The following is a 23,400-nucleotide window of genomic DNA, read 5'->3' on the forward strand; positions in this document are numbered from 1 at the left end:
GTCTCTCAATCGACGTGCTGATGCGAGAATTTGGCAACAACGGCCGAGTTCAGCAGTTGCGTTGTCCTTTTCGAAGACGGTGCGGTGGGTGTCGACGCAGGAAACCCGGGCGTCGATAGGACTATCGTTCTGCGGAGCACTCCACACGTAATGATCGCGACGAACTGATAGGAGGCACGAACGCGTCTGGCTTGCGCCGCAAATTGCTTCTTGAGGCCGCCGCCGACCTGTTCGCGCGCCAAGGCTTCCACTCGGTGGGTATTGATGACATCGGTGCCGCAGCGGGGGTGAGCGGGCCAGCGGCCACTTCCAGAATAAGGATGCAATCCTGCGCGAACTGTGCGACTCCGCAATGACTGAGCTGTTAGCCGGCGCGCGACGCGCCACGACGGCCAAGACGCCGTCGGAGGTCCTGCGCACCCTGGTCGAGCTGCATGCGGCTTTCGGCGCTCGGCACCGTGGCCTGCTGGCCGTCTACGCCCGCGGGCACCGCTCACTATCGCCGCTTGCCACCCGTGCCCTTCGGGTGCCGACAGCGCAGCTACGAGGCCATCTGGGTCGACGCGCTGGTACTGGCGCGCGACGATCTGGACGACGTACGCGCACAGGGCCTAGTTGTCGCCGTGCTGTCTTTGCTGAACGCGGCCGCGCACATGCCCGCGTCGCTGGACGACGCGACAGTCGAGGCAATGCTGAACAGCGCGGCAGCTGCCGCGCTGTTCAGCGCGAGCAATGACCGGTTACGCTCGACGGCCGGCTGAGATTGCTCAGGTGTTGAAGCCGCCCCCGCAGATCAAGACCTGGCCGCTGATGTAGTCCGACTCGGGAAAGCACAGGAGGTAGACGGCACCCGCGCCGTCGGCTGGCGTTCCGGCCCTACCAAGTGGGATGGCGCATTCCATGGTCGCGAGAAGATCGGGGTTGACGCCGACCGCTAGTTCGCGACCCTGGATGTCGATCGTCCCGTCGCCACCGGCGGGAGCCTCGGTAAGGCGGGTGCGGATGAGCCCGAACGCGACCGCGTCGAGCGTCACGTTATAGCGGCCCCACTCCTTCGACATGGCCTTCGTGAGCCCGAGGACGCCGGCCTTTCCCGAGGAGTAGTTCGCCTGACCGGCGTTGCCCCCTGTACCCGCGATCGAGGAGATGTTGACGACCTTGCGGCACGCGACGTCACCGGCCTCGCTCGTTCTTCACCGCCGCGCTGATCACCGGCTGGGCCGCGCGCAAGGTCCGGAACGGCGCTTTCAGGTGCACGTCGAGGATCGCATCCCACTGTTCGTCGCTCATCTTCTGCACCACCGAGTCCCAGCTGTAGCCGGCATTGTTGACGATGATGTCCACTCCGCCGTACTCATCGACGGCCGTCTGCACGAAACGTTCGGCGAAACCGTCCTCGGTGACACTGCCCGCGCACACGACCGCAGTGCCACCGGCAGCTTCGATCGCAGCCACCGTCTCCTTCGCCGGCCCGGCGTCGAGGTCGTTCACGACCACCTTGGCGCCGTCGCCTGCCAGCTTCTTGGCGATGGCACGTCCGATGCCGCGCCCCGACCCGGAGACGAGCGCGATCTTGCCGTCCAGCTTTCCCATGCTGGGTTCGACGTTTTCTTCGTGGGTACCACCGGCGTCGTGCCGGGCGTTCAGCGTGCGTCGAGCAGCGATTCGGGAATGTCCACCACGCGGGACCGCACGTACTCCCCGAATCCCTTGGCTTGCGCGTCCGGCCGGGTCGATGATGCGACACCATCGCCGAGCAGGCCGAACACCACCACGTTGAGGGCGCGCAGGTTCGGCAGCTCGAAGCGCTCGATTCGCAGGTTCGCCGCTTCTGGCCCGAGCAGCGTGCGCAGACGCTCGACGCTGAGATACTCCCGTGCCCAGGCGTAGCCGCGGTCGTCGCGGGCCCACAGTCCTAGGTTCGCGTTGCCGCCCTTGTCCCCGGACCGCGCGCCGAGGACACTCCCGAGTGGCGCACGCCGCGTCGGCCCGGTGGGTGCGGGTGGAGTGGCGGGCGCGGCGGGCACAGCCGAAGGCGCTACGCCGGTGGGCGGGTCGGCGATCGCGTGCCGATTTCCAGCAGCATCGACGAGGACGTGCGTCAGGGCCGTGCGCGGCACGAGTGCCGGTCGGTAGATGCCGAACGCGGTCTCCGAGGACGGCGGCGTGGTCGTGTGAAAGCCAGCGAAACCGGCCAGTGCGATCTCCATGATTCCGCCGGAGAACGCCCGGCCGACCTTGCGCGGGTCCGCGTCCTTGACCGTGACACGCAGGTGCGCGCACGCCTGCTCGTTCGTCGGTGCATCGGCGACGTCGAAACGCAGCAGCCGCACATCGACTTCGTCGAAGGCGTCGCGTCCGCCGAGAACGTCGAAAAGCTGCTGTTCGGCGAAGGCCGCCTTCTCCTCGATGTCGAGGCCGGTGAGCACCATGGTCATCGAGTTACGGAATCCGCCCAGCTCGTTCAGCGCGACTTTGAGCGTGTCGGGTGGGTGGCTGCCTTTGGTGCCGCTGATGGCGACACGGTGCTCACCCCGTTGGCTCAGGCGGATGGTGTCGAAGTGGGTCACGACGTCGGGGCCGAGATAGGCCGGTTCGGCGATCTCGGCGATCGGAAACCCCGGATAGCGGCGGTCGGTGACCTCGCCCAGGAACGCGTAGTTGCCACCTGTCGCCTGCGGGCCACACTCGATCACGTGCCCGGCGACCACGGCACCCGCGAGCCGATCCCAGTCACCTGGTGCCCAGCTGTGCCACCAGGCGGCAGGACCGACCACCAGTGAGGCGTCAGTGACGCGGCCAGTCACGACGACGTCGGCGCCCGAGCGCAGCGCCTCGGTGATGCCCCAGGCGCCGAGGTAGGCGTTGGCCGACACCGGTTTGGTCTCGCCGACGGGCGGCGTGATCGCGTCGAGGCTGCCGCGCAGGTCGTCGCCCTCGACGTGTGCGACGCGCGCGGTGAGGCCGAGACGTGCGGCCAGCTCCCGCAACGCGGTGGCCAGGCCAGCGGGATTCAGCCCGCCCGCGTTCGCGACGACCTTGATGCGACGGTCCAGGCAGGTGCCCAGCACCTGTTCCATCTGGGTGAGGAACGTGCGAGCGTATCCGCCGTTCGGGTCCTTGGCCTGGGCCTTGGCCAAGATGAGCATGGTCAGTTCGGCCAGGTAATCTCCGCACAGAACGTCGATCGGGCCGCCCTCGACCATCTCTCGGGCCGCGGCCATGCGGTCGCCGTAGAAGCCGGAACAGTTGCCGATGCGGATCGGGCCGCTCACCGCGACACCCCTGCGAACTGGCCTGCGGAGCGCCCTCCGCCAGGGGGCCCGGCGAAGGCCTGCGCGATGGAGAGCCATTGATCGGCGATGGAACCGTCGGCGATCAGGGACATGTCATCGCGGTGGCGGCGCTGAGTCACCAACAGGCAGAAGTCCAGTGCGGGTCCGCGCACCCGATCGTGGGCGTCAGCCGGCCCCCACGTCCAGACGGTGCCGTCAGGGGCTGCCAGCTCGACGCGTATCGGGTCGGTGAGGGGATCCAGACCGTTGGCCAGGTAGCTGAACGCGCGCGCACCCACCCCGATGTGGGCCACGTGCCGCAGCCGTGCCGTGACCTCCCTAGTCGCGCCGAGCGCGTCGGCGACGTCCTGGCCGTGCGCCCAGGTTTCCATCAGCCGCGCGGTGAGCGACGAGACCGCGCTCATCGGCGGGCCGAACCACGGCAGGCGCGTCGCCGGTTCGATGCCTGCGAAAGTGCTGACCAGTGCGGCACGCGACGCGTCGAACCAGGCGAGGACGTCCGCTGCCGGCATGAATTGGTAGCGCGCCGCGATGACGTCGGGAGAGATGCTGTCGTCGGCCATCATCGGGAGGTACTCAGTGCTGAAACCCTCGGGGTCGATCGCCGAGCGCACCGCCACGTCGTCGAAGAAGGCCAGATGACTGATCTGGTCGCGGATGGTCCACCCAACGGCCGGAGTCGGCGCGTCCCAGCCCTGCAGACCTTCGGGCAGCGGCGCGACCAACTCGCGTATGGCGGCCGTCTCCGCTTCGATGTCGGTGATAACCGACTGCATGGTCACCGCCATGTCAGCGTCCCTTCCATTGTGGTGCGCGCTTCTCTCGGAACGCGGTCGGGCCCTCCTGCGCATCGTCGCTCAGGTAGACCGGCTCCCAGATCTCGTCTGCCAGGTCGTAGGCCGCAGCGAGGTGATGCTGTGCCGAGAGGTACACGGTCCGCTTGGATGCGAGCACCGACAGCGGAGCGTTCGCGGCGATCCCAAGTGCCAACTGCTGAGCACGCTCACACAACTGCTCGGCCGGTACCACCTCATTGACCAGGCCGACCTGGTGGGCGCGTTCGGCGGTGATCGGGTCGCCGGTCAGCAGTATCTGCATGGCGATGCGGGGCGGCACCAGCCACGACAGGGGCGCCGCCCAGGGCGACCCGCGGCCCACTTTGACCTCGCTGACCGCGAACGTGGCGTGTTCGGCGGCCACCACCAGGTCGCACTGTTGTGCGAGCAGGAAGCCGCCGGCGAACGCGATACCGTTGACCGCCGCGATCGTCGGCTTCTCGACGTCGATGTTGCGGCCGAACTGCGGAGCGAAGTCCTTCGGCGGCACTCTGAGCGCGTTGTGCGCCATCTCCTTCAGGTCGCCGCCCGCGCAGAACGCCTTCTCACCCGCGCCCGTGAGGACGAGCACCTTCGCCGCGTCGTCGTCGTTGAAGCGGCGCACCGCGTCGAACAGACCTGTGCGTACGGCATTGTTGAGCGCGTTGCGCGCCTCGGGACGGTCAATCGTCACCCAAGCCACCCCGTCGACGACCTCGTAGCGAATCGGTTGCTCGCCCACTGGTCCTCCGCTTCTCTTAACGTTGCTGCGGACGCGTTCGGTGGTTCACGTCGGCGCCGCATCGGATTCGGCGCTCAGTTCGACGGTGGCTTCGCTGGGCACGCAGGGGCCGTCCTCGCTGGAGACCACCAACTCGAGGTCGACAAGGCACCGCCCCCCGTCCTCCCGTTTGCCGACGACCTTCCCGCTCAGGATTGCGGTTTGGCCGGGATAGATCGACCGGATCATCGAGATCGTGCGACGCCGGATCAGAGCGTCGGGACCGGCCCACTCGTTGAGGCCGCGGTCGACGAAACCGTGAAAGAAGAGGGTCGACAGGTAAATCGTGCGCTGGCCCTGACTTCGGGCGTATTCGGGGTTGTGGTGGCCGGGGAACCAGTCCCACGTCGAGGCCGCGTTCATGCAGATCCGCTTGTAGGTCACCTCGATGGACACCGCGGGCAGCGAGTCGCCGACGGAGACGTCGTCGAACCGCAAGGCGGGACGCGCGGCCGCTCCCGCATCGCTCGAGGTCACGACGGCTCCCCCACTGCGTCGGTGTCGTATCGGAACAGCACGTTGGTGTTGCGCCCGATGATCTCGCCGTGCTGATCGGAGAAGGTGCTCACCGTCGTGATGAAAACGCCGATTCCTACCCGCGTTGTCTTCGGTTCGGAGATCGAGGCCACCTCCTCCACGATCGAGACGTGATCGCCGACGCGGGGCCGTCGTTCGAATTCCGTCGTCGTCGAGGCGTTGATGATGTGGTGGCCGGGCAACGGCACGCTGAGCGCCAGCAGCATGTCCGTGCGCGTGAGATGCTCCGGCACCCACTGCGGCGCGAAGCCGAGGGTCATCAGCAGCCCTGGCGGGCAGTCTTCCCCCTCCCAGTAGCTGGGGTTGGCATCTTCGACGAGCGAGCAGTAGTACAGCACCATCGAGCGGTCGATCGGGAACCATGCACGTCGCGGTTCCGTGCGATGACCGACCCATGCCCGGCCCTCTTCGACGGTCCCGAACGTCATGCCCAGGCCGGTGACGTCGGTCGTCGGCGCGCTCACAAGCCCACCACCACAACGGCGTTCGCCCGTATCGCGGTGTCGCCGGTCTGGCGCGTGACGTCGAGTTCGACGTCCGCTAACTGCTGGCCTTGGGCTTCTCGCACGCCGGTCACCTTGCCGGCGAAGGTGAGCACGTCGCCGGGCCACACCTGCCCGGTGAAACGGATCCGGAACGATCGGATGTTAGCCAGTCCCACCCAGTCAGTCAGCCGTTGGGCCAGCATGCCGCCGTGCAGCAGTCCCATGCCGAACACTCCGGGCATGCCGGCGGCACGGGCGAACTCCTCGTCGTGGTGGATCGGGTTGAAGTCGCCGCCGGCACCGGCGTAGCGGACGATGTGTGAGCGCGTCAGCGGACCGAATCGTGAGGTCGGAAGCTCGTCGCCGTCGGCCAACGCCACCGGCATGGAGGGCATGGACGTCGTCACTGGGAGGCTCCCGTCTCGATCAGCACGTCGGTCTGGCGTACGACGAGTTCGTCGCGCTGATTGGTGAAGTCGGTCTCGATCGTGATCATCGTCATGGTGCCGCCGCGCTTGCCTTCGCGACGGGTCACATCCGAGACTCTGCGTGTCTCGGTGAGCTCGTCGCCGACGAGTACCGGCTCGAAGTACTCCCAACGACACTCGCCGTGCAGCACGCGTCGGAGATCGAGGCCGAGGGCGGCGATCATGTCATCGTCTGTGCGCCAGTGGGCAGAGGAGACGACGAAGGTCGCGGGCGCGGGGATCGCGCCGAAGCCGGCGGTGCGCGCGGCCGCGGCATCCTGATACACCGGGTCGTGGTCGTCGAGGGACAGCGCGAACTCGCGCACTTTGGAACGGTCGACCGGGAACTTGGTGGTGCCCAGGTGCGTCCCTATGAGCGAGGGGTCAGCCATTGTGTTCGCCTTTCCCGCCGGCGATGGCCGGCGCGCAATCGCGGATCAGGCTGCCGAGGTTCTCGGCGATCCGTTCGGGTGCGAGCCCGATCGAGGGTGAGTAGAGAATGATGTGGTCCAACACGCCTTCGTACCGGCGCAACCCGTCGCGCACCTCGGCTGCGGTGCCGGCGACGGCCATCGCGTCGATCATGTCGTCTGTGACGGCGGCGAACATGGCGGGCAGGTCGCGCTGTGCGAACGCCTCGCGGATCGCCGCCCCCTGCCTAGCGAAGCCGCTCACGTCAAGCACGTGCTGGTAGCTTTTCACGGACGAGTAGAACGCGATCTGCTGCGCGGCCTCACGACGTGCGATCTGAGCGTCGTCGTGCACCGAGCAGATGACCATGGAGACGATCTCCACGTCGGCGGGATCGCGTCCGGCGCGTTCGGCACCGCGGATGACAGCGGGGCGGGCGACCTCCTCGACGTAGGCCGTGGTGAATAGCGGATGACCGGCCAAGCCGTCGGCGACGCGTCCGGCCACCTCGCACATCCGCGGACGCACGCCCGCAGTGATGATCGGGATCGCTCGCTTCGGCGGCGTGAGGTCTCCCGTGGGAACAAGGTTGAGCCGGTAGAAGCGCCCCTCGTGGTTCACTGGGCCTTCGTGCAGGTTCCAGATCCGTCGGATCAGCGGGACCAGCTCCTCCATGCGCACGGCGGGTGACGAGGTGTCCGCGACACCATGCCAGTCGCTCATCATGCGGCGTGTGCCGTTACCGAGGCCGAGGACAACACGCCCGTCTGAAAGCTCGTCGAGGTCGCGCGCTTCGGTGGCCAGCACCATTGGACTACGCCCAACGCCGTACAGGATCGACGACCCCAGGCGGCAGTGCCGTGTTCGCGCGGCCATCGCGGCCATCGAGATAGAGCCGGAGCGCGAGTAGAACTCGGATGCCCAGGCGGCGTCGAATCCGGCGCGGTCGGCGGCCACGGCTGTATCGACGAGGGTCGCCAACTCCGCGCCGAGCACGGAGACGCCGTACGTACTCAAGACGCCGCCGGCCGGAATCGCACCAGCCCTAGGTCCTCGCTCACGCGCTCGAACACTGCGCGCACTCGCGCGCCGATGACGACGTCGTCGGGTGCCACGCCCTCGAGACTTGCCAACAACTGCGGCCCCTCGTCGAGTCGGACGAGCACGACCACGTACGGCTCGCTCCGCGGAAACGAATCCCACGGACGGCGGTACACCGGCGCGAAACTGATGATCTCGCCGGTGCCCGCCGCAGTCTCCCAGGCCAACTCGGCTTCATAGCAGACCGGACACACCAGCCGCGGGTACAGGAACGGGTGACCGTTCGCGCACCGCTGGAAGACAAGTACCCCGCAGGCCGCCGCGGCGAAATAGCGTCGGTTGACGTCGGTCAGCGGCGGCAATGCCTCCGGATCGTGCAGACCGTCGAGGAAACTCGAAACCGTGGTCATGACGCCCCCTCCATCACCATGCTGACGTGACTGCACAGCATCGAGCCGTAGCTGTGTACGAACGCAGTATCCGCGCCGAGCACCTGACGGCCCTCGGCGCGACCGGACAACTGCCAGTAACCCTCAAGGATCTGCGAAATGCCAGAGGAGGTCCCGGTGTGCCCGAACCGGATCAGACCCCCGTCGGTGTTCACCGGCAGGTCGCCGCCCGGATCGGCGCGCCCGTCACGGTAGAAACCGCCCGCCCCGCCGGGCTTCACGAAGCCCGCCTCCTCCAGGATCATCGCCGGGTTGGAGGCGAAGGCGTCGTAGAGCAGAGCGATGTCGACGTCGGCCGGCGCCCGTCCGGAGCGCTCGAACGCCATCGGACCCGACCTAGCGGCCCCGGTGCGACCCGGCCGGGCCAACGACGTCAGGAAGCCGTGAGTGTGGCCCTCTCCAAAGCCCAAAACATGGACGGGCCGGTGCTTGCCCTCGCGGGCTCGACGGGCAGAGCCCAGCACCAGCGCGCCACCACCCTCGCAGGGAATCGAACAGTGGTAGAAGTGAAACGGTCCTGCGATCGGCCGGGACGACATCACGTCGTCGACGCTGAGGCGCTCAGCGTCATGAGCGATCGCCGCGGGGTTCAACGCAGCCCAACGGTCTTGCGACACGGTTACCTCGGCGATGTCGGCCTTGCCCTGGCCGGTTTCGTGCATCCACGCCTGCGCGATCAGGCCGTAGAGCGCGGGAACTGATGGCCCGTAGGGCATTTCGAACGCGTGGTCGCACACCAGCGACATGAGTTCGCGTCCGCCGTCGCGTATCGGCGGGAACTTGCCCGCCGATACGACGAGTACCGTTTCAGCCTCGCCTCGGGCGATGACGTTACTCGCCACACGGGTCATGGCGAGATGGGTCCCGCCGCCGAGTTGACAAGTCATCTGGAGCTTCAGATTGTGCAGACCAAGGTAGTCCATAAGGTCCTCGGACAGGAAGATCGAGCCTTCGTTCGTCATCGGCCCAGCGCACACGAGTCCGTCGACCTCATCCGCCGAAACACCCGCATCGGCAAGCGCCGCCACCGCGGCGCGCACGTGCATTTCGGTGGATGTGTAAGGGACTTTCCTGCCCGGAGTGAGCTCGGCGGCGCCGATGATGGCCGGCTGATCGTAAGACACCCGCACTCCTCTCAACCCCCGCACTCAGCGACGGTCCCAATGTTAACAATGGTTAGCATAGCGTTCTCAAGTCGTCCAGGTAAACCCTTCTCGCCTCTCGCATGCCCAGCAGCGGATTTTTGCGAAAATTGTTGCGCCCCTTAACTAAGGGGCTCGATGAGGACTCGGCTCACGCGCGGGTTCAGTGTGTCTGAAAACGTGCGCGGCCCGGGTCCGTGGTCAGCCATCTTTCAGATCGACGCGGACAAGTGCGGGGCCCGAAACTGCCGGAAGTGCCGGCTAGCTAGCGAGAGATTCCCCAGAATGTGAGCTGCGTTTAGCTGCGCCCAGGTGCGGGGAAACGCAATACCCATGCCGATGCTGAACCAGCACATCGCTTCGCGACTGACAGCGAGTCGAGAGCGCTACTACTGCCGCGTACTCAGTTCCGAGCCAGATGAAATTGGGACATTTCGCGGTCGTCAAAGTAGGTGGCGACACCACGCTCGACTTGGTCGACGCGAGTATCGATTTCAACGGGCAACACGATGGGTTCCTCGTGACCAAAGAGCAGTTCTACGAGATCCTTATCTCTCGTCCAGGCTCGCGACCAACCCTACCGGTCCGAGCCGATGCACGACGATCCGAATTTGACCGATCGCTGCGACAACTGAAGGGCGGCTACTTCGACGACTGTACGGCCACAAGCTCGAAATCCTCACGCACTCGTACGGCGGCGGCGGCGCAGAAGCCGACCAGGTGCACTCCTCCTCGCGTCAGTCATCGAAGACATCTGCCGGGACGCCGATCTAAACTAGGGCGGTTTGACGCTGAAAATCGAAACGGGAGCGGATGCTCACGCACAGGGCACGGGTGTCCCGGCCGGCGTGGATAGGCCGGGACTCGTCACCACTTTCGACCTTGCGGCGCCGTTGTTTCCGAGGTGCGCCCGCTACTTGGGTGACGAGCACTCAATGGCCATTTTCGGGTGAAACGAGTTCACGCCGCGACTCACAAGGCGCAGCGCGAACCGCCGCCGAAGGGGGCCAGATAGCCGTCAACATCGCTGAATCCCATTGACAGGCATAAGCCATTGGTCAGTTCGGTGAAGTCTCCCGCCTGTTTGCGCCCACCGTGGTTCTAGTACTTCGGAACGCCTCCGGACTCGGCCATTCCGTCGTTGGTTACGCGGCGTTTCCTGCCGCGGCGGAAAAGGGGGCCGTGACTCGCCGATGCGGCCGTGGTCGACGAACGGGCCGGACACAACGAACTGGGCATCAGGAGTGCACCAGATGTCCACTGGCTCGTCCGAGTCGTTTGCCTGGGTGAGGCAGCTGTCCCGCAAAACGGACCATTGCCTCGAAACCGTTGCGATGAAAGGGAAGTCGCTGAGAGCCGCGTTCCCGTCGGGATCGGCGAGCATGTGGAAGCCAAACAATTCAAGGGCGTCTGAAATAGCTCGGAGACCGACCGGTCCAGCGTTTGAAGGCGTGTGTGAAGTTTGTGAGGTCGTTATAGCCGAGCTCTGCAGCGACCTCGCTGATAGAGACCGATCGGTCGAGGAGTCGCACGATCGCCCGCTCCTGCATGAAGGTCTGACGCAACTCGCGGAAGGTGGTCCCCTCCTCCGAGAGGCGCCGTTTCAAGGTGCTCGTGGACATCGAGAACTCGCCTGCGGCACGGCTGCTGCTCGCCTGTGCGGGATCCTTCTCCAGAAGCTGCCTTATTTGCTCGGTGAACGACGCGTCACGTCGCCGCTCTAGAACTCGCCGCAGATCGGCGACGGCAATCCGATACGCAACAGGATCCGAGAAGCGACAGACCTCGTCAAGCGTATCCACGGGTACGTGAATAAACGAGGTAGGGGCGCCGAAGAAGAGGCGCCCAGTCAGCGTTTCCGCGTCCAACACCCGCCCAGCCGGGGCTGAATGACTTAGATGCAGTTCAACACTCGGTACAACACCGGCTAGCATGTCGAGCATGCGCAGCAATGCGAGTCCGCCGTAGGTGACGGCCAGACAATTCAGGCCAACGTCACCTGTGCGGCCCGTGAGCCCGATTGTGAGTCCGCGTTGATTCGAGTGGAACGACGGGCTCAGGGCTGTTGTGATCACCGGCAGATAGGCCAGCAACTCGACGACCTCGGCTACGGAGCCCGCACTGACCAGTGGAACGCTGAGTGCCCCGAATGACGTCAGTTTGGCGTGTTCAGCGAATGCGAAACCCAGACGGGTGCCGTGATCAACGTTGAAATCGGGATAAATCTCTTTAAACCATCTTAAGGGGACCTGCGCGTCGGGTCCGACCAACATCGACTCGTTGACGTGCTCTCGAACCATGATGTCACGGAGAGCATCGACCGCGTCGCGCCCCAGCGCCTCACCGTCGAGCATCTGCAGGAAGGCCAGTGCCGGCATACCTGCGTCACCGAACTCCACGTGTCCCCTTACATGAGCCAAAAACACAACTCTTTGACTCGTCCGATCCTAGCGACCCCGGTTTTTGCCGACAACACTCGGAGAGGTCCGATATGGAGGAGAGCTGATCATGGCAGTCGTAACCTTTGTCTCTCACGATGGTGAGTCGTACGAAGCGACCCTTGTCGAGGGTCAATCGTTAATGCAGATCGCGCTGAACAACGCGGTACCCGGAATCGACGGCGATTGCGGCGGGGAAGCCGCCTGCGGCACGTGCCACGTGATCGTGGACCACGAGTGGTCAGACAAGGTGGGTAGCTCGGGAGCGATCGAAGAAGACATGCTCAGCATGCATCCCGAGCGTCAACCAACTTCGAGACTGTCGTGCCAGATGGCCGCGTCTGAGGTTTGGGACGGCTTGACCGTCGAACTGCCCGAATTCCAACTGTAAACCACGAGAGCGGAATAAAAGATGAGTATTTCCTCAGCAGTCACCGCGAAAGTACAGTCCACGCTGCCCGTGAAGATGCAACTGAGGGGCGCTCACGGCTACGACAAGATGCGCCGGTTGATCACCGGGACGAACGGCCAGAAGATGTTCACCGAGACCCCCATCCCGCCGGTCGAGGACGTCGACTTGGCTGATATCGATCTCAGCAACCCGTTCCTCTACCGTCAGGGTCGCTGGCAGTCCTACTTCGAGCGGGTGCGCAACGAGGCTCCGGTGCATTACCAGGCGAAGAGTCCGTTCGGTCCGTTTTGGTCGGTGACCCGGCATGAGGACATCATCGCCGTGGACAAGAACCACGAGGTGTTCTCGGCGGAACCGTTCATCATCATTGGCACTCCGCCCCGCTTCATGGACGTCGCGATGTTCATCGCGATGGACCCGCCGCGCCACGACCGCCAGCGCGCCACCGTCCAGGGAGTTGTGGCGCCGAAGAACCTGCGTGAGATGGAGGGGTTGATCCGCTCACGCGTTCGGGAGGTGTTGGACGACCTGCCGGTGAACGAGCCGTTCGAGTGGGTACAGAACGTCTCTGTCGAGCTGACCGCACGCATGCTGGCGACGCTGTTGGACTTCCCGTACGAGCGGCGCCGCAAGCTGGTGGAGTGGTCGGATCTGGCCGGCTCCATGGAGCAGGCCAACGGTGGTCCGTCCGACAACGACGAGATTTTCCGCGGCATGGTTGATATGGCGCAGGGGCTCGGTGCGCTCTGGCGCGACAAGGCAGCTCGAACGGCCAGCGGGGAAGAGCCCGGATTCGATCTGATCACGATGCTGCAGAGCAACGACGAAACGAAAGATCTCATCGACCGCCCGATGGAGTTTCTGGGCAACCTGCTGCTGCTGATCATCGGGGGCAATGACACCACGCGTAACTCGATGAGTGGAGGGGTGCTGGCCCTCAACGAGTTCCCCGACCAGTTCGAGAAACTGAAGGCGAACCCCGACCTGATCCCCGGAATGGTTCCCGAGATCATCCGGTGGCAGACCCCCTTGGCGTACATGCGGCGAGTCGCGAAGAAGGACACCATGCTGAACGGGCAGTTCATCCGCAAGGGCGACAAGCTGGTGATGTGGTACGCCTCAGGCAATCGGGATGAGCGTGTCTTCGAGCGGCCCGACGAGTTGATCATCGATCGAAGCAACGCCCGCAATCACATCGCCTTCGGGTTCGGCGTGCACCGGTGCATGGGCAACCGGCTCGCCGAGCTTCAGCTGCGGATCCTGTGGGAGGAACTGCTCCCACGCTTCGAGAACATCGAGGTCATCGGCGAGCCTGAGTACGTGCAATCGAATTTCATTCGGGGCATCAGCAAGTTGATGGTCCGCCTCACCCCCAAAGAGAGTGCATGACGACCGAACGGGCGGTGATCGTCGGGGCCAGCCACGCCGGCGCGCAGCTGGCGGGCAATCTCCGGCGTGACGGCTGGGCCGGCGAGATCGTCCTGATCGGGGATGAGGGGAAACTGCCGTATCACCGTCCGCCGTTGTCGAAGGCCTACCTGGCCGGCAAGAGCAACCTCGACGAACTCCTGATCCGCAGTGCCGATTTTTACCCCAAGCAGGACATTAAGCTTGTGCACTCGACCGTGGATTCGATCGACCGGGCTGCGGGGCGCGTGTTATTGGATACCGGCGACACGGTGAGCTATACCAAGCTCGCGTTGTGTGTCGGCGCGAGGGCTAGGCAACTGCCGATTCCGGGGGCGGACCTTCGCGGGATTCACTACTTGCGCACCGCGGCTGACGTCGAATCGATCCGAGCAGCTGCTGTACCCGGCCGTCGGGTCGTAATCGTGGGGGGCGGCTACATCGGGTTGGAGACAGCGGCCTCGTTGTATTCGCTGGGCATGCAGGTCACCGTGCTGGAGGCGACGGATCGTGTACTTGAACGGGTTACCGCGCCGGAGGTGTCGGCGTTCTTCACGCGGATCCACCGCGACGCGGGCGTGGACATTAGGACTCAGGCCCTCGTCGAAGCCTTCACCGGCAACGGCAACGTGCGAGAGGTAGTGCTGGCGGACGGCGCATTACTTCCTGCCGATGTGGTGATCGTCGGTGTCGGCGTGGTACCCAACACCGAACTCGCTTCAGCCGCAGGATTATCCGTCGATAATGGCATCGTGATCGATGACCAGGCCCGCACCAGCGATCCGGACATCGTGGCCGCCGGCGACTGCACCAGCCACGTGATGGCCCGATACGGTTCACGCATTCGGCTGGAATCGGTGCCGAGCGCCGGCGAGCAGGCCAAGATCGCCGCGGCGACCATCTGCGGGAAGCGCAGCGCCATCGCTGCGCTACCGTGGTTCTGGTCCGACCAGTACGATCTCAAACTCCAGATCGCCGGTCTGAACACCGGATACGACGAAGTCGTGCTCAGCGGCGATCCGTCGCGCCATAGAGAATTCAGTTGCTTTTACTTCCGTGATGGCGAACTCATCGCCGCCGACTGCGTCAATCGACCACGCGATTTCATGCTTGCTAAACGGGCCATCACCAAATGTCTTCCCACCGACCGCGCCGAACTGCTCGCCGGTTCAGCCTGAACCGCCAAACGTCTCGGAACGGGGGTTGATCAGCTCAGCAAGGACGACTCCTCACAGATGGGGAGTCAACCAATCCGGGGGGCGGTCCCGGTCTCCTTATACGTCACCCGCGAGTGGTCATCGACCGCGTGATTGATGTTGGCGTATTCCACGCCGCTGTGGTTGCGCTGACCTGGCGGCCGGCTTTTTGATCATCGAGATGCACCAGGTCCCGGGCTCGGAGTGCTCATAGCGATGTGGTGTGGTTCGGCGCACCACCAAACCTGGTGTTCTGGTCCGGAGCCATCCGGTAGCGGCCAAGGACCGCTTCGACCGTCGAGCGCTACATGCCTAGATGTTACGGCGATGTGATGCGGTCCCAGCGACATCTGAAACGCACCTTGATGATTCGCGCTGGCCCGTCCGCGAATTGCAAGTAGCGCGCTTCTGACAGACGAGAAAGACTCGCAGGCCAGTCTTTCGGAGCACAATTCACGTTCGGTGCTGATGTCGGGAGATTCAGCTTGAGTAAGTGAGTCAACGCTAACATCACGGGCTGTGCTTCGACTCCGCAGGCGTCGTGCACGGTCCAGACAACCACCCTTTTCCGCGAAAGGAAGGTCGGCTATGAGTCCGACGGTCGCAGAAGAGGCGGTGAACGTCGAGCGCGGATTCTGACGGCGGCCGCGCAGATTATCGCGGACCGCGGATATCATTCCCCATCGCTGGCCGATATCCGCGATTCCGCCAGCGTCGTCGGTCCAGCGATTTACCGACACTTCGAAAGCAAGGCAGGCTTGCTGGCGGCGCTATTCGAGCAAAGTGATCGACACGCTGCTGCAGCGTGCTTCCTCGATCGTCGAACAGAGCCGTGACGACGCCGAGGCACTGACCGCCCTCGTCGCGGACCATGTAGCGCTCGTTTTGGACCAACGCGAGCTCGCCATCGTCTACTACCGCGAATTTCACAATCTGGCCGCGCAGCAGCGCAGTCAGTTACGTCGCAAACAGCGTCTATATCTCGAGGAGTAGGTGCACGTCCTCAGTGAGCTCCGCCCCGAACTTGACGAGACAGGATTACGCGCTGTAGTCCACGGCGCAATTGGAGCGATTCAGTCGACGTTGCCATACCGCGAAACCGGTATGGCCGCCGAACGCATTTCGGTTCTACTCGCCGATTTGGGGCATGCCGTTCTTGGTGTCGCTCAAGTTTAGATGATGAAAGCCATTACTGCGTGCCCGAACCGTGATGCTCAATTTTCCCGACCCGCCGGAAGTTCTTGCAACAGCGGCGATCGTCGGCGAAGCAACGAGGGTCTACTTCACCAAATGAGTTTATGTCAGTTGATCGATCACCCGCTGGTAGGCTGCGGGTGCGAAAAGCGATGTCGCGCGACATAGTTGATGAGCATGGCCAGACCGGTCAGTGCCAGCTGCACCAGGTGGGCGAGCCAGAGCGTTGCTTTGCGTGAAATCATTGGCTGAACCGTGCGGCCGTAAATTATAGCGATGCGAGTCGGCGCGGGAACGCCGTGCACCAGCTGCCGCATACTCGGCCGTGACCGCACGTCGGGTCATCACTGGCACTAATTCGATTTCAGATTCAACGCATGTCAGAGACCACCTGGCACTGCAAGTAGCCCGGCGCACGGCTCAGATGGTGGCGAAGGCGCACTCGCTTGACGCTGCGCAAGAGCTGACTACTACAAGCCGATTGCCGGCCGTTGATCAGTGGGCAGTCTCCGTCTACAACGGTGGGTTGTCCCGAGCATGGTCGACTGCCAACCAGTCGTCATCGATCGAAGCGAGTGCTCGCCCGACATCCGGACGCGAGCCAACATAGGCAACAACAGGCCGACTTATGCCGGCAACGCATGCCAACACAGTGAAAGCTGCGATGAATGACATAAAGGTCCTCCTACGATGAGGCGAGCCGCACGATATCGATTACTGAAATCCGCCGGTCACCGCCGGGAACAGCGATTTCCACATTAACGCGGTGGCTCAACTAGAGCTACGTAGGTTATCGATGAATGCCGAGGAAATGTTTGTCGCCAGTAGACAAAGGTAGCGCCTACCATGGACCCATGGTGGTTCACCCCGCTTCTGACAGGGCGATGCCCGTTCACGTCGCCGAGGTACTCGGTGGCCTGGGGCAGCAATTGCGCGATCTACCGGATCTGATCCAGAGGCTTCTGGCGGCCGAGGTCGCAGAGCTAAGTGGGGACGGTCAGCTCGAAGATCTTCTCATCGAGACTGTCGCGGCGAACGTCGAAACCTGGTTTTCGACCCTCCGTTACGACATCCCGATCGCAATTGTGGAACCACCCGCAGCGGCGCTTGAACATGCCCGCAGGATGGCACAGCGTGGAGTACCGGCCAATTCCCTGCTGCGGGCTTATCGACTGGGTCATCAGCAAGGACTGCGATTCGTGATCGACGAGATCAGACGGTCGAATCTGTCACCAGAACTGAAGCTCGATCTCTACGAACACATCACGCGAGTGTCGTTCGGCTACATTGACTGCGTTTCCGAACAGCTACTGAGCACGTATCAAGAAGAGCACACGGTGTGGGAAGAGCATCGTCGCGGAGCTCGCACACAGGTAGTACGCGACGTTCTCGCAGGCATGGACGTCAACATCGCCACGACGTCCGAGATGATCCAGTATCCACTGGACGCCCTGCATACCGCGATCGTCCTGTGGTGGGATCGCCCGCGAGAGGACCACGATGCACAACCGGAGACGACCAAGAGACTCCTGAAACGTGCATCACGTGCGGTGGGGGCCGTGTCCGCCCTGCATCTGTCCGTGGACCGTTTGGTGGGGTGGGCCTGGATTGCGGTGAACGACGAGACTGCGGTGGCCCACCTCCGCAGGTTCATAGAGTCAGAGCAGGACGTGCCCAACGTCGCCGTAGGAACACCGCTCGCCGGTATCGACGGATTTCGGCGATCACATCGCCAGGCGGAACGGGCTCGTCTAGTCGCTATTGCGGCCGAAGGTGCGGAGCACCGCTTCATTAGCGCGGCCGATCCGGGGGTTGCGCTTGGCTCTCTGCTCGTCAATGACATTGATGCGATGAGCATGTTCGTCCGCGATACCCTCGGGCCCCTCGCTTGCAACTCTGTAGCCGACCTAAAACTCCGTGAAACAGCCAAAGTCTTTCTCCGTTCGGGAGCTAGCCTTAAGTCAGCGGGAGAAGAACTGCACCTGCACAGCAATACGGTCAAGTACCGAGTAGGGCGTGCAGCCCAGCGACGGGGCCGACCCCTAACCGACGACCGGCTCGATGTCGAGATCGCCTTAGAAATGTGCGAGTTGTTCGGAGCAGCGGTGCTCAACTCGGATGGTCATACCCATTAGCTTGGGAGTCACGCGATTCCCTTGAGGTCATCTGTCTCCAAGCTACAACCGCGTGGAATCACGTTTGTCTGCCCGGCAAACATCGCGACGCGGTGGCCGCACCTATGATGTAAATCCCGGTAACGGATGGGCGCCGTTCAACACATGATTCCCCACCTCGGCGATCTTGTACGCCACCGGATCGTGCAGGGTGTGGGTCCTGATGTTGCGCCAGAAGCGATCGAAGCCGTAACGCGGATGCGTCCCCCTGGCTCCGATGACCTCGAAGATCCGGCTGGTGATGTCAAGTGCGGCTTGCGATGCCAGCGCTTTGGCGCCCACCGCCAGAACCATCAGTTCTCCTCGATCCTCCGCCGACAGTTGATCGCCCTTGTTCCACACCGTCTCAAAAACTCGCGCGGCCTCGCGCGCGGCGGCATCGGCGCCTTGCAATGCGATGCCGAACTCGCCGTAGGTGCGGATAACGTATGGATCCTCAACGGCTTGGGTCACGCCCGCCGGCGTCCACGGCCTGGCCTGTGTGCGCGTGTACTCAGCGGCTGCGTCGAGAGCCCCTCTCGCGATGCAGAGATAGACGTTGACGAAGACGAGCTGGACGAGCGGTCCAAACAGACTGCCTCGCTGAAACTGGAATAAGGCGCTCAGCACGGCGTTCGGACCGCCGAGCACCTCGTCTGGGCGTACTTCGACGTCATGGAATTCGGTGGTGCCGCTGTCGGTTCGGCGCATGCCCAATGCTTGCCAGTCATCGTTGATGACGACACCGGCCCGGTCGGTGGGGATAACCGCGGTGATGATCGCCCCCTTTTGGTCGGAGTCGTCCTGAACGACGCCGAACACGAGGAGCAGGTCGGACCCCTTGGCCCCGCTGCTGAAGTGTTTTATGCCATCGAAGCGATAGCCACCGACTTCGGTCGGGGTGGCGTGGACCTTCCAGTCCAGGACGTGACTTCGAAAACCCGGCTCCAGATAGCCCAGCTTCTGCGCCTTTACGTGCAGGTTGCGCGGAATTTCACCTTGCGCTCCGAAATGGTGCGCAGACATGCCTCCCGCGAACGGTGGGTTGCGTGAGTGTTTACCCGCTGCGGCTTCACCAGGCCAGTCGTGGCGATCTTCACCGAGCCCGAGACCAAGCCCTTGCGTGAAAATCCGCAGCGGCAACGACGTGACCCAATCCCGTACGGTCAGATGTCAAAATCGGATCAGTCCGCGAATATTTGTTCCTGATCGCATGTCATCGTACCCATCGTTAATTTGATCCAATGAGTATTCCCGGGTAATCAGCTCATCAAGCTTCAGCTGCCCGGCGGCATAAAGTTCAACCAACTGCGGAATATCGTGGGGCGCGTTTGATGAACCATAGAGCGCACCACGAATTTGCTTCTCGTAGAGCGTGATCTCAAGCAGGGATCCACTTATCGACGTGTCGTCAGGGTGCCCGATGGCCGTAACCACAACGCGCCCGCGCTTTCCAACCAAAGCGAGCGCCTCGCCCGTGTAGGATACTTCGGCGATGTCCGTGGTGAGAATACATACATCGGCCAATTTGCCGAACGTGATGTCACTAACGACTGACCACGCTTCGTCCATTGAAGCTGCGGTGTGTGTCGCGCCGAAATCCCGGGCCTGCTGCCGCTTAAATTCCACGGGATCGACCGCCACGATCGTGAGCGCTCCAGCGATGCGCGCACCCTGAATCGCATTCATTCCGATACCGCCTGCACCAACGACCACAACCGTATCGCCGGCGCGCACCTCTCCGGTCCGTACAGCCGAGCCATAGCCGGTCGTAACGCCGCAACCGATCAATGCTGCCTTGTCAAGGGGAATTCCACTGTCTATTTTTACCAGTGACGATTTCGGCACCACGGTGTACTCGGAAAACGTCCCCAGCAAGCACATTTGTCCGACATCTTCGCCTCGAGCATGGAACCGGTAGGTGCCATCAAGTTGCGGCCCCATCATCAGCGCTGCTCCGAGTTCGCAGAGATTCCCCATACCGCGGGCACAGTAGGAACACCGACCGCACGAGGGCAGGAAGGTCAAGATGACGGAATCGCCTTCGGCGAACTCATCAACGCCCACGCCACACTCAATAACTGTGCCGGCACCTTCGTGGCCACCGACAACCGGCAGCGGGATTGGCAGATCACCGGTTACGAGATGCTCATCAGAATGGCACAGTCCCGTGGCCGCAAGGCGCACAAGTACCTCGCCAGCACCCGGAGGGTCGAGCTCAATCTCTTCGACCTCCCATTTCTGACCCAGACCCCACAAAACCGCAGCACGTGTCTTCACGTTGAATATGTCCTTTCGGTGGTAAAAATGCTTAGTAAATACAGAATTTAACGTTGAGCACTACCCTAAAGCGGGGTTACTATGCGACGGCGATCACGGCGAATCTCACCGAGGAATACGGTTGAAGCTACGACAGCGCCGATTGACTTGCCATATCAAGCACTTAAAAGATCTCGACGTCTCTCCGCCTCCAGCATTGCACGGTACTCCGGAAAGAGATTCTTGGCCTGCGGTATTAGTCTCACCAACTTGGCTACAGGGCCTTTAGCCCTGACATTCCCTTTAGCCATGGCCACCGTCAGATTCACCTTGCCCAGCCAAAACCTATTGCCAGTGTCGGCAGTCATGAATAGTTCGACGTTCGGCGTAGCGGCGCTGGTGGCTCCAGTCTCGATCAATTTGTTTGGCATATCCACGGTTACTATCGCATCAGGATCGGTGTAGTGAATGCGCAATACCACCCCGGACCGAGCAAGCTTTGTCGCAAGCTCTGCGTTTTCTAAACCTCGCCGGAAAATTCCACCCAAGTAGCGGTAGACCTCATCCTCATCAGCGAAAACGGACATTGCTTTCCTCCATCTATTGACATATTGACTAAATGGTTGTTCCGCGAATCCTCACGCGACCATATTTGCCGCAGCCTTATCCGCTCGTGATTCGTCTTCGACGAAGCGAATTTCCCGCAGCCCTCAGCGCGGTCGCCAACTCCCATTCGGCACTCGGCAGCTGCGCCGCCAAAGAAGCAGCATCTGCGGCCCTACGGCGGGGGTCGGTCTCCGGGTCATAAGCGATCGCCGCCAAGCCCGTCCAAAGTCGGGATGCGGCCGCAGCGGCGTCGGCAGCTTCTTGTGCAGGTTCGAAATCGAGTAGTTCCGCCACCTTTTGGCAACCCTGCGCCTGGAGGCTCCGGAACAGGCCGCCTCCCGTTCCAGCCTTTTGAATAAGGGCGCTTAGCGCAAACAATGCCGCTTCGAGGCAATCATCATCGAAAAGGTCCGACCACCGGTTCAAATCCTCAACGAAAGAAGAAATTCCAGCCAGTCCGTTCACCTGCATTTCGGAACTGGAAAGCGACGCAATGGGCGCGCCAATGTAGGCGCCTTCCATGGCTTCAGCGCTGCGAAGAAACGCCGAGCACGCAGCTACCCTGAGGTCGGGTGCAGACTCCGGCCACTCGACGATGTAAGTCGTATTGCGGGTCGGGACTGGAAATCCAGTCGAAGCACGGGCGCGCCGTAGATTTGCATACGGAACCGCCTGGACAGTATCGCGATCATTATCTACGACATAAGCGACTTCCCGGGCATCATCATACCCGACGACCACGACGTCATGCCGACTCATGTTCAGCCGCGCGCGCAGATAAGGCAATTCGGCGATGTCCGTCCACACCATGACTGGCGTGCCCGCGTCGAGCTGCTCGGTCACCCATTTCCATCCAAGGTCAGCGTCGTCGGTCGCGCGAGTCTCCAACTGCGCACCCAATCGGTTCAAGTATTCGTCTTCAAGATCGGCGCTACGCCCAACGAGATAGACCGGCGGTTGAAGTTTCGCTGATCGGATGTAGGAGAAGTCCAATGCGCCGCCAAGCACAAAAACCAATCCTTCATCCGGTACGTGTCCGGCGAAACGAATACCCGCCCACTCAGTCAAGTCACGTAGCGCACCCGAACCACAATGGCCCGCAACTTCATGTCGATAGGGCAGAATCACCGTTGCCATTCGAGCTCCTAGATTTGTTTAGAAAAGTCAATTATCGGTCGATCACAGCGATCGAGAGATGATTTCCTTCATAACCTCGTTCGTGCCGGCATAGATTTTTTGCACGCGCTGATCCACCCACAATCTCGAGATGGGGTACTCAGTCATGTAGCCATAGCCGCCGTGCAGCTGCATACAGTCATCAAGGACCTTCATAGCCCGTTCCGTGGTCCACCACTTCGCCATAGCGACGGTCTGCACGTCGAGTTGACCCGCAAGGTGCAGGTCGATGCAGTAGTCGAGGAACACTCTTGCGATGCGCGTTTCGGTCGCAGCTTCAGCCAGGACGAACTTGGTGTTCTGAAAGCCAAAGACCGGCCGACCAAACGCCTCGCGCTCACGCGTGTACTTAAGCGTCTGCTCCAGGGCAAGCTCCATCGCCGCGACTGCACCCACCGCCACGATAAGTCGTTCTTGGGGCAACTGGTTCATGAGCTGAATGAAGCCCTGACCCTCGGTCTGGCCCAGTAGATGCGAGCGCGGAACCCTCACTTCGTCGAAGAACAACTCAGAGGTGTCCTGACCGCGTTGGCCGATCTTGTCGAGAACCTTGCCACGCCGGAACCCCGCCCGGTCAGCTTCGACTACGAAGAGAGATATTCCGGCCGCGCCCTTACTGGAGTCGGTTTTGGCAACGACAATTATCAGATCGGCTTGCTGGCCGTTGGTGATAAAGGTCTTCGAGCCCGAGATGACGTACTCGTCTCCGTCCAGTACAGCTTTGGTTTTGACACCCTGCAAATCCGAGCCGGTACCTGGTTCAGTCATGGCTATGGCTCCAACGAGTTCGCCGGATGCCATCTTGGGCAACCATTCTCGTCGCAGCTCTTCAGTCGCGTACTGCAGGATGTAGTGCGCGACGATTCCGCTGTGCAGCCCAGCGCCCCATGAACTGTCACCGATGCGGGCCTGCTCTTCGAGCACGACCGCTTCGTGCGCGAACGTGCCACCGCCCCCGCCGTATTCCTCAGGTATAGACATGCAGAGCAAGCCCAGCTCACCCGCCCGGTTCCACAGTTCTCGGTCGACGTGGTGCTGGTCGGCAAAGCGCTGCGCATGCGGCGCCAATTCGGCCGAGAAGAACTTCGCTGCGAGGTCACGAAGCTCTACCAATTCGGCATTCATCCATGGGGAC

General features: G+C 62.6%; 23 protein-coding genes and 3 pseudogenes. 7 read left to right on the forward strand and 19 right to left on the reverse strand.

The window, feature by feature from the left end:
- Positions 1-167: 167 nt before the first annotated feature.
- A pseudogene (locus ACX12F_RS20340) lies at positions 168-761 on the forward strand (TetR/AcrR family transcriptional regulator).
- A 6-nt stretch (positions 762-767) separates the two neighbouring features.
- Here the strand turns inward: ACX12F_RS20340 and ACX12F_RS20345 are convergent.
- From ACX12F_RS20345 to ACX12F_RS20400, 12 genes and pseudogenes are all read right to left on the reverse strand, one after another.
- Positions 768-1,593: pseudogene (locus tag ACX12F_RS20345) on the reverse strand (SDR family NAD(P)-dependent oxidoreductase).
- Positions 1,594-1,643: 50 nt separating this feature from the next.
- Positions 1,644-3,275 carry an acyclic terpene utilization AtuA family protein gene (locus tag ACX12F_RS20350; RefSeq protein ID WP_061003866.1) on the reverse strand — a complete coding sequence of 544 codons (1,632 nt, stop codon included), beginning with the start codon at positions 3,273-3,275 and terminating at the stop codon, positions 1,644-1,646.
- Positions 3,272-4,084: a TIGR03084 family metal-binding protein gene (locus ACX12F_RS20355; protein WP_061003868.1), complete on the reverse strand. Its 813-nt coding sequence runs from the start codon at positions 4,082-4,084 to the stop codon at positions 3,272-3,274. The genes ACX12F_RS20350 and ACX12F_RS20355 overlap by 4 nt, the downstream gene beginning before the upstream one ends.
- Position 4,085: 1 nt before the next feature.
- Positions 4,086-4,853, reverse strand: coding sequence for an enoyl-CoA hydratase/isomerase family protein (locus ACX12F_RS20360; RefSeq protein WP_061003870.1), 768 nt, complete (start codon positions 4,851-4,853; stop codon positions 4,086-4,088).
- A gap of 45 nt (positions 4,854-4,898) precedes the next feature.
- On the reverse strand, positions 4,899-5,369 hold the full coding sequence (locus tag ACX12F_RS20365; RefSeq protein WP_061003872.1) for a hotdog family protein: 471 nt from the start codon (positions 5,367-5,369) through the stop codon (positions 4,899-4,901).
- Positions 5,366-5,857 (reverse strand): FAS1-like dehydratase domain-containing protein, encoded by a 492-nt coding sequence (locus ACX12F_RS20370; protein ID WP_204158393.1) that lies wholly within the window; start codon positions 5,855-5,857, stop codon positions 5,366-5,368. The genes ACX12F_RS20365 and ACX12F_RS20370 overlap by 4 nt, the downstream gene beginning before the upstream one ends.
- Before the next feature lie 32 nt (positions 5,858-5,889).
- Complete coding sequence (locus ACX12F_RS20375) at positions 5,890-6,321, reverse strand: MaoC/PaaZ C-terminal domain-containing protein (RefSeq protein ID WP_061003876.1); 432 nt, start codon at positions 6,319-6,321, stop codon at positions 5,890-5,892.
- The gene (locus tag ACX12F_RS20380; protein ID WP_061003879.1) at positions 6,318-6,773 is read right to left on the reverse strand and encodes a MaoC family dehydratase N-terminal domain-containing protein; all 456 of its coding nucleotides are present in this window, start codon (positions 6,771-6,773) and stop codon (positions 6,318-6,320) included. Before ACX12F_RS20380 ends, ACX12F_RS20375 begins: the two co-directional genes overlap by 4 nt.
- Positions 6,766-7,809: an LLM class flavin-dependent oxidoreductase gene (locus ACX12F_RS20385; RefSeq protein ID WP_061003881.1), complete on the reverse strand. Its 1,044-nt coding sequence runs from the start codon at positions 7,807-7,809 to the stop codon at positions 6,766-6,768. Before ACX12F_RS20385 ends, ACX12F_RS20380 begins: the two co-directional genes overlap by 8 nt.
- Positions 7,806-8,243 (reverse strand): Zn-ribbon domain-containing OB-fold protein, encoded by a 438-nt coding sequence (locus ACX12F_RS20390; RefSeq protein ID WP_061003883.1) that lies wholly within the window; start codon positions 8,241-8,243, stop codon positions 7,806-7,808. Before ACX12F_RS20390 ends, ACX12F_RS20385 begins: the two co-directional genes overlap by 4 nt.
- On the reverse strand, positions 8,240-9,406 hold the full coding sequence (locus tag ACX12F_RS20395) for a thiolase family protein (protein ID WP_260939856.1): 1,167 nt from the start codon (positions 9,404-9,406) through the stop codon (positions 8,240-8,242). The genes ACX12F_RS20390 and ACX12F_RS20395 overlap by 4 nt, the downstream gene beginning before the upstream one ends.
- 1,418 nt (positions 9,407-10,824) lie before the next feature.
- Positions 10,825-11,802, reverse strand: a complete 978-nt coding sequence (locus ACX12F_RS20400) for a helix-turn-helix domain-containing protein (protein ID WP_276555457.1) — start codon at positions 11,800-11,802, stop codon at positions 10,825-10,827.
- A gap of 130 nt (positions 11,803-11,932) precedes the next feature.
- Here ACX12F_RS20400 and ACX12F_RS20405 point away from each other — a divergent pair, with 130 nt between their 5' ends.
- The 3 genes from ACX12F_RS20405 to ACX12F_RS20415 are packed head-to-tail and all read left to right on the forward strand — an operon-like array spanning position 11,933 to position 14,859.
- Positions 11,933-12,253 (forward strand): 2Fe-2S iron-sulfur cluster-binding protein, encoded by a 321-nt coding sequence (locus tag ACX12F_RS20405; RefSeq protein ID WP_061004586.1) that lies wholly within the window; start codon positions 11,933-11,935, stop codon positions 12,251-12,253.
- Positions 12,254-12,274: 21 nt separating this feature from the next.
- Entirely contained in the window at positions 12,275-13,663 is a 1,389-nt protein-coding gene (locus tag ACX12F_RS20410; RefSeq protein ID WP_061004584.1) for a cytochrome P450, read from the forward strand.
- Entirely contained in the window at positions 13,660-14,859 is a 1,200-nt protein-coding gene (locus ACX12F_RS20415; protein ID WP_260939859.1) for an NAD(P)/FAD-dependent oxidoreductase, read from the forward strand. The genes ACX12F_RS20410 and ACX12F_RS20415 overlap by 4 nt, the downstream gene beginning before the upstream one ends.
- A gap of 74 nt (positions 14,860-14,933) precedes the next feature.
- Here the strand turns inward: ACX12F_RS20415 and ACX12F_RS20420 are convergent.
- Positions 14,934-15,250, reverse strand: a pseudogene (locus ACX12F_RS20420) (IS481 family transposase); the annotation flags it as partial.
- Between the two features lie 313 nt (positions 15,251-15,563).
- Between ACX12F_RS20420 and ACX12F_RS20425 the strand changes: the two are divergent.
- Positions 15,564-15,713 carry a TetR family transcriptional regulator gene (locus ACX12F_RS20425; protein ID WP_260940101.1) on the forward strand — a complete coding sequence of 50 codons (150 nt, stop codon included), beginning with the start codon at positions 15,564-15,566 and terminating at the stop codon, positions 15,711-15,713.
- Complete coding sequence (locus ACX12F_RS20430) at positions 15,661-15,870, forward strand: TetR-type transcription factor C-terminal domain-containing protein (protein ID WP_061002722.1); 210 nt, start codon at positions 15,661-15,663, stop codon at positions 15,868-15,870. Before ACX12F_RS20425 ends, ACX12F_RS20430 begins: the two co-directional genes overlap by 53 nt.
- Positions 15,871-16,190: 320 nt before the next feature.
- Here ACX12F_RS20430 and ACX12F_RS20435 read toward each other — a convergent pair whose 3' ends face one another.
- Positions 16,191-16,316 (reverse strand): hypothetical protein, encoded by a 126-nt coding sequence (locus ACX12F_RS20435; protein ID WP_267316129.1) that lies wholly within the window; start codon positions 16,314-16,316, stop codon positions 16,191-16,193.
- 609 nt (positions 16,317-16,925) lie between these two features.
- Between ACX12F_RS20435 and ACX12F_RS20440 the strand changes: the two genes are divergently transcribed.
- Positions 16,926-18,206 carry a PucR family transcriptional regulator gene (locus tag ACX12F_RS20440; RefSeq protein ID WP_260939860.1) on the forward strand — a complete coding sequence of 427 codons (1,281 nt, stop codon included), beginning with the start codon at positions 16,926-16,928 and terminating at the stop codon, positions 18,204-18,206.
- A 102-nt stretch (positions 18,207-18,308) separates the two neighbouring features.
- Here ACX12F_RS20440 and ACX12F_RS20445 read toward each other — a convergent pair whose 3' ends face one another.
- From ACX12F_RS20445 to ACX12F_RS20465, 5 genes are all read right to left on the reverse strand, one after another.
- Positions 18,309-19,367, reverse strand: coding sequence for an acyl-CoA dehydrogenase family protein (locus ACX12F_RS20445; RefSeq protein ID WP_260939861.1), 1,059 nt, complete (start codon positions 19,365-19,367; stop codon positions 18,309-18,311).
- A 30-nt stretch (positions 19,368-19,397) separates the two neighbouring features.
- Positions 19,398-20,504, reverse strand: coding sequence for an NDMA-dependent alcohol dehydrogenase (locus ACX12F_RS20450; protein WP_071289738.1), 1,107 nt, complete (start codon positions 20,502-20,504; stop codon positions 19,398-19,400).
- A gap of 155 nt (positions 20,505-20,659) precedes the next feature.
- Complete coding sequence (locus ACX12F_RS20455; RefSeq protein WP_071289739.1) at positions 20,660-21,070, reverse strand: sterol carrier protein; 411 nt, start codon at positions 21,068-21,070, stop codon at positions 20,660-20,662.
- A 76-nt stretch (positions 21,071-21,146) separates the two neighbouring features.
- On the reverse strand, positions 21,147-22,226 hold the full coding sequence (locus tag ACX12F_RS20460) for a BtrH N-terminal domain-containing protein (RefSeq protein WP_071289740.1): 1,080 nt from the start codon (positions 22,224-22,226) through the stop codon (positions 21,147-21,149).
- Positions 22,227-22,268: 42 nt separating this feature from the next.
- Complete coding sequence (locus ACX12F_RS20465; RefSeq protein ID WP_204354881.1) at positions 22,269-23,390, reverse strand: acyl-CoA dehydrogenase family protein; 1,122 nt, start codon at positions 23,388-23,390, stop codon at positions 22,269-22,271.
- Positions 23,391-23,400: the final 10 nt, after the last annotated feature.

The sequence above is a fragment of the Mycolicibacterium sp. HS_4_1 genome (genome assembly GCF_054515875.1).

Excerpts from the sequence above, each read along its gene's own strand:
- ACX12F_RS20440 (WP_260939860.1), top strand. The coding sequence starts at position 16,926 with ATGGTGGTTCACCCCGCTTCTGACAGGGCGATGCCCGTTCACGTCGCC.
- ACX12F_RS20460 (WP_071289740.1), bottom strand. The coding sequence starts at position 22,226 with ATGGCAACGGTGATTCTGCCCTATCGACATGAAGTTGCGGGCCATTGT.
- ACX12F_RS20400 (WP_276555457.1), bottom strand. The coding sequence starts at position 11,802 with ATGCCGGCACTGGCCTTCCTGCAGATGCTCGACGGTGAGGCGCTGGGG.
- ACX12F_RS20390 (WP_061003883.1), bottom strand. The coding sequence starts at position 8,243 with ATGACCACGGTTTCGAGTTTCCTCGACGGTCTGCACGATCCGGAGGCA.
- ACX12F_RS20405 (WP_061004586.1), top strand. The coding sequence starts at position 11,933 with ATGGCAGTCGTAACCTTTGTCTCTCACGATGGTGAGTCGTACGAAGCG.
- ACX12F_RS20465 (WP_204354881.1), bottom strand. The coding sequence starts at position 23,390 with ATGAATGCCGAATTGGTAGAGCTTCGTGACCTCGCAGCGAAGTTCTTC.
- ACX12F_RS20370 (WP_204158393.1), bottom strand. The coding sequence starts at position 5,857 with ATGACGTTCGGGACCGTCGAAGAGGGCCGGGCATGGGTCGGTCATCGC.
- ACX12F_RS20435 (WP_267316129.1), bottom strand. The coding sequence starts at position 16,316 with ATGATTTCACGCAAAGCAACGCTCTGGCTCGCCCACCTGGTGCAGCTG.
- ACX12F_RS20455 (WP_071289739.1), bottom strand. The coding sequence starts at position 21,070 with ATGTCCGTTTTCGCTGATGAGGATGAGGTCTACCGCTACTTGGGTGGA.
- ACX12F_RS20410 (WP_061004584.1), top strand. The coding sequence starts at position 12,275 with ATGAGTATTTCCTCAGCAGTCACCGCGAAAGTACAGTCCACGCTGCCC.
- ACX12F_RS20380 (WP_061003879.1), bottom strand. The coding sequence starts at position 6,773 with ATGGCTGACCCCTCGCTCATAGGGACGCACCTGGGCACCACCAAGTTC.
- ACX12F_RS20355 (WP_061003868.1), bottom strand. The coding sequence starts at position 4,084 with ATGGCGGTGACCATGCAGTCGGTTATCACCGACATCGAAGCGGAGACG.
- ACX12F_RS20415 (WP_260939859.1), top strand. The coding sequence starts at position 13,660 with ATGACGACCGAACGGGCGGTGATCGTCGGGGCCAGCCACGCCGGCGCG.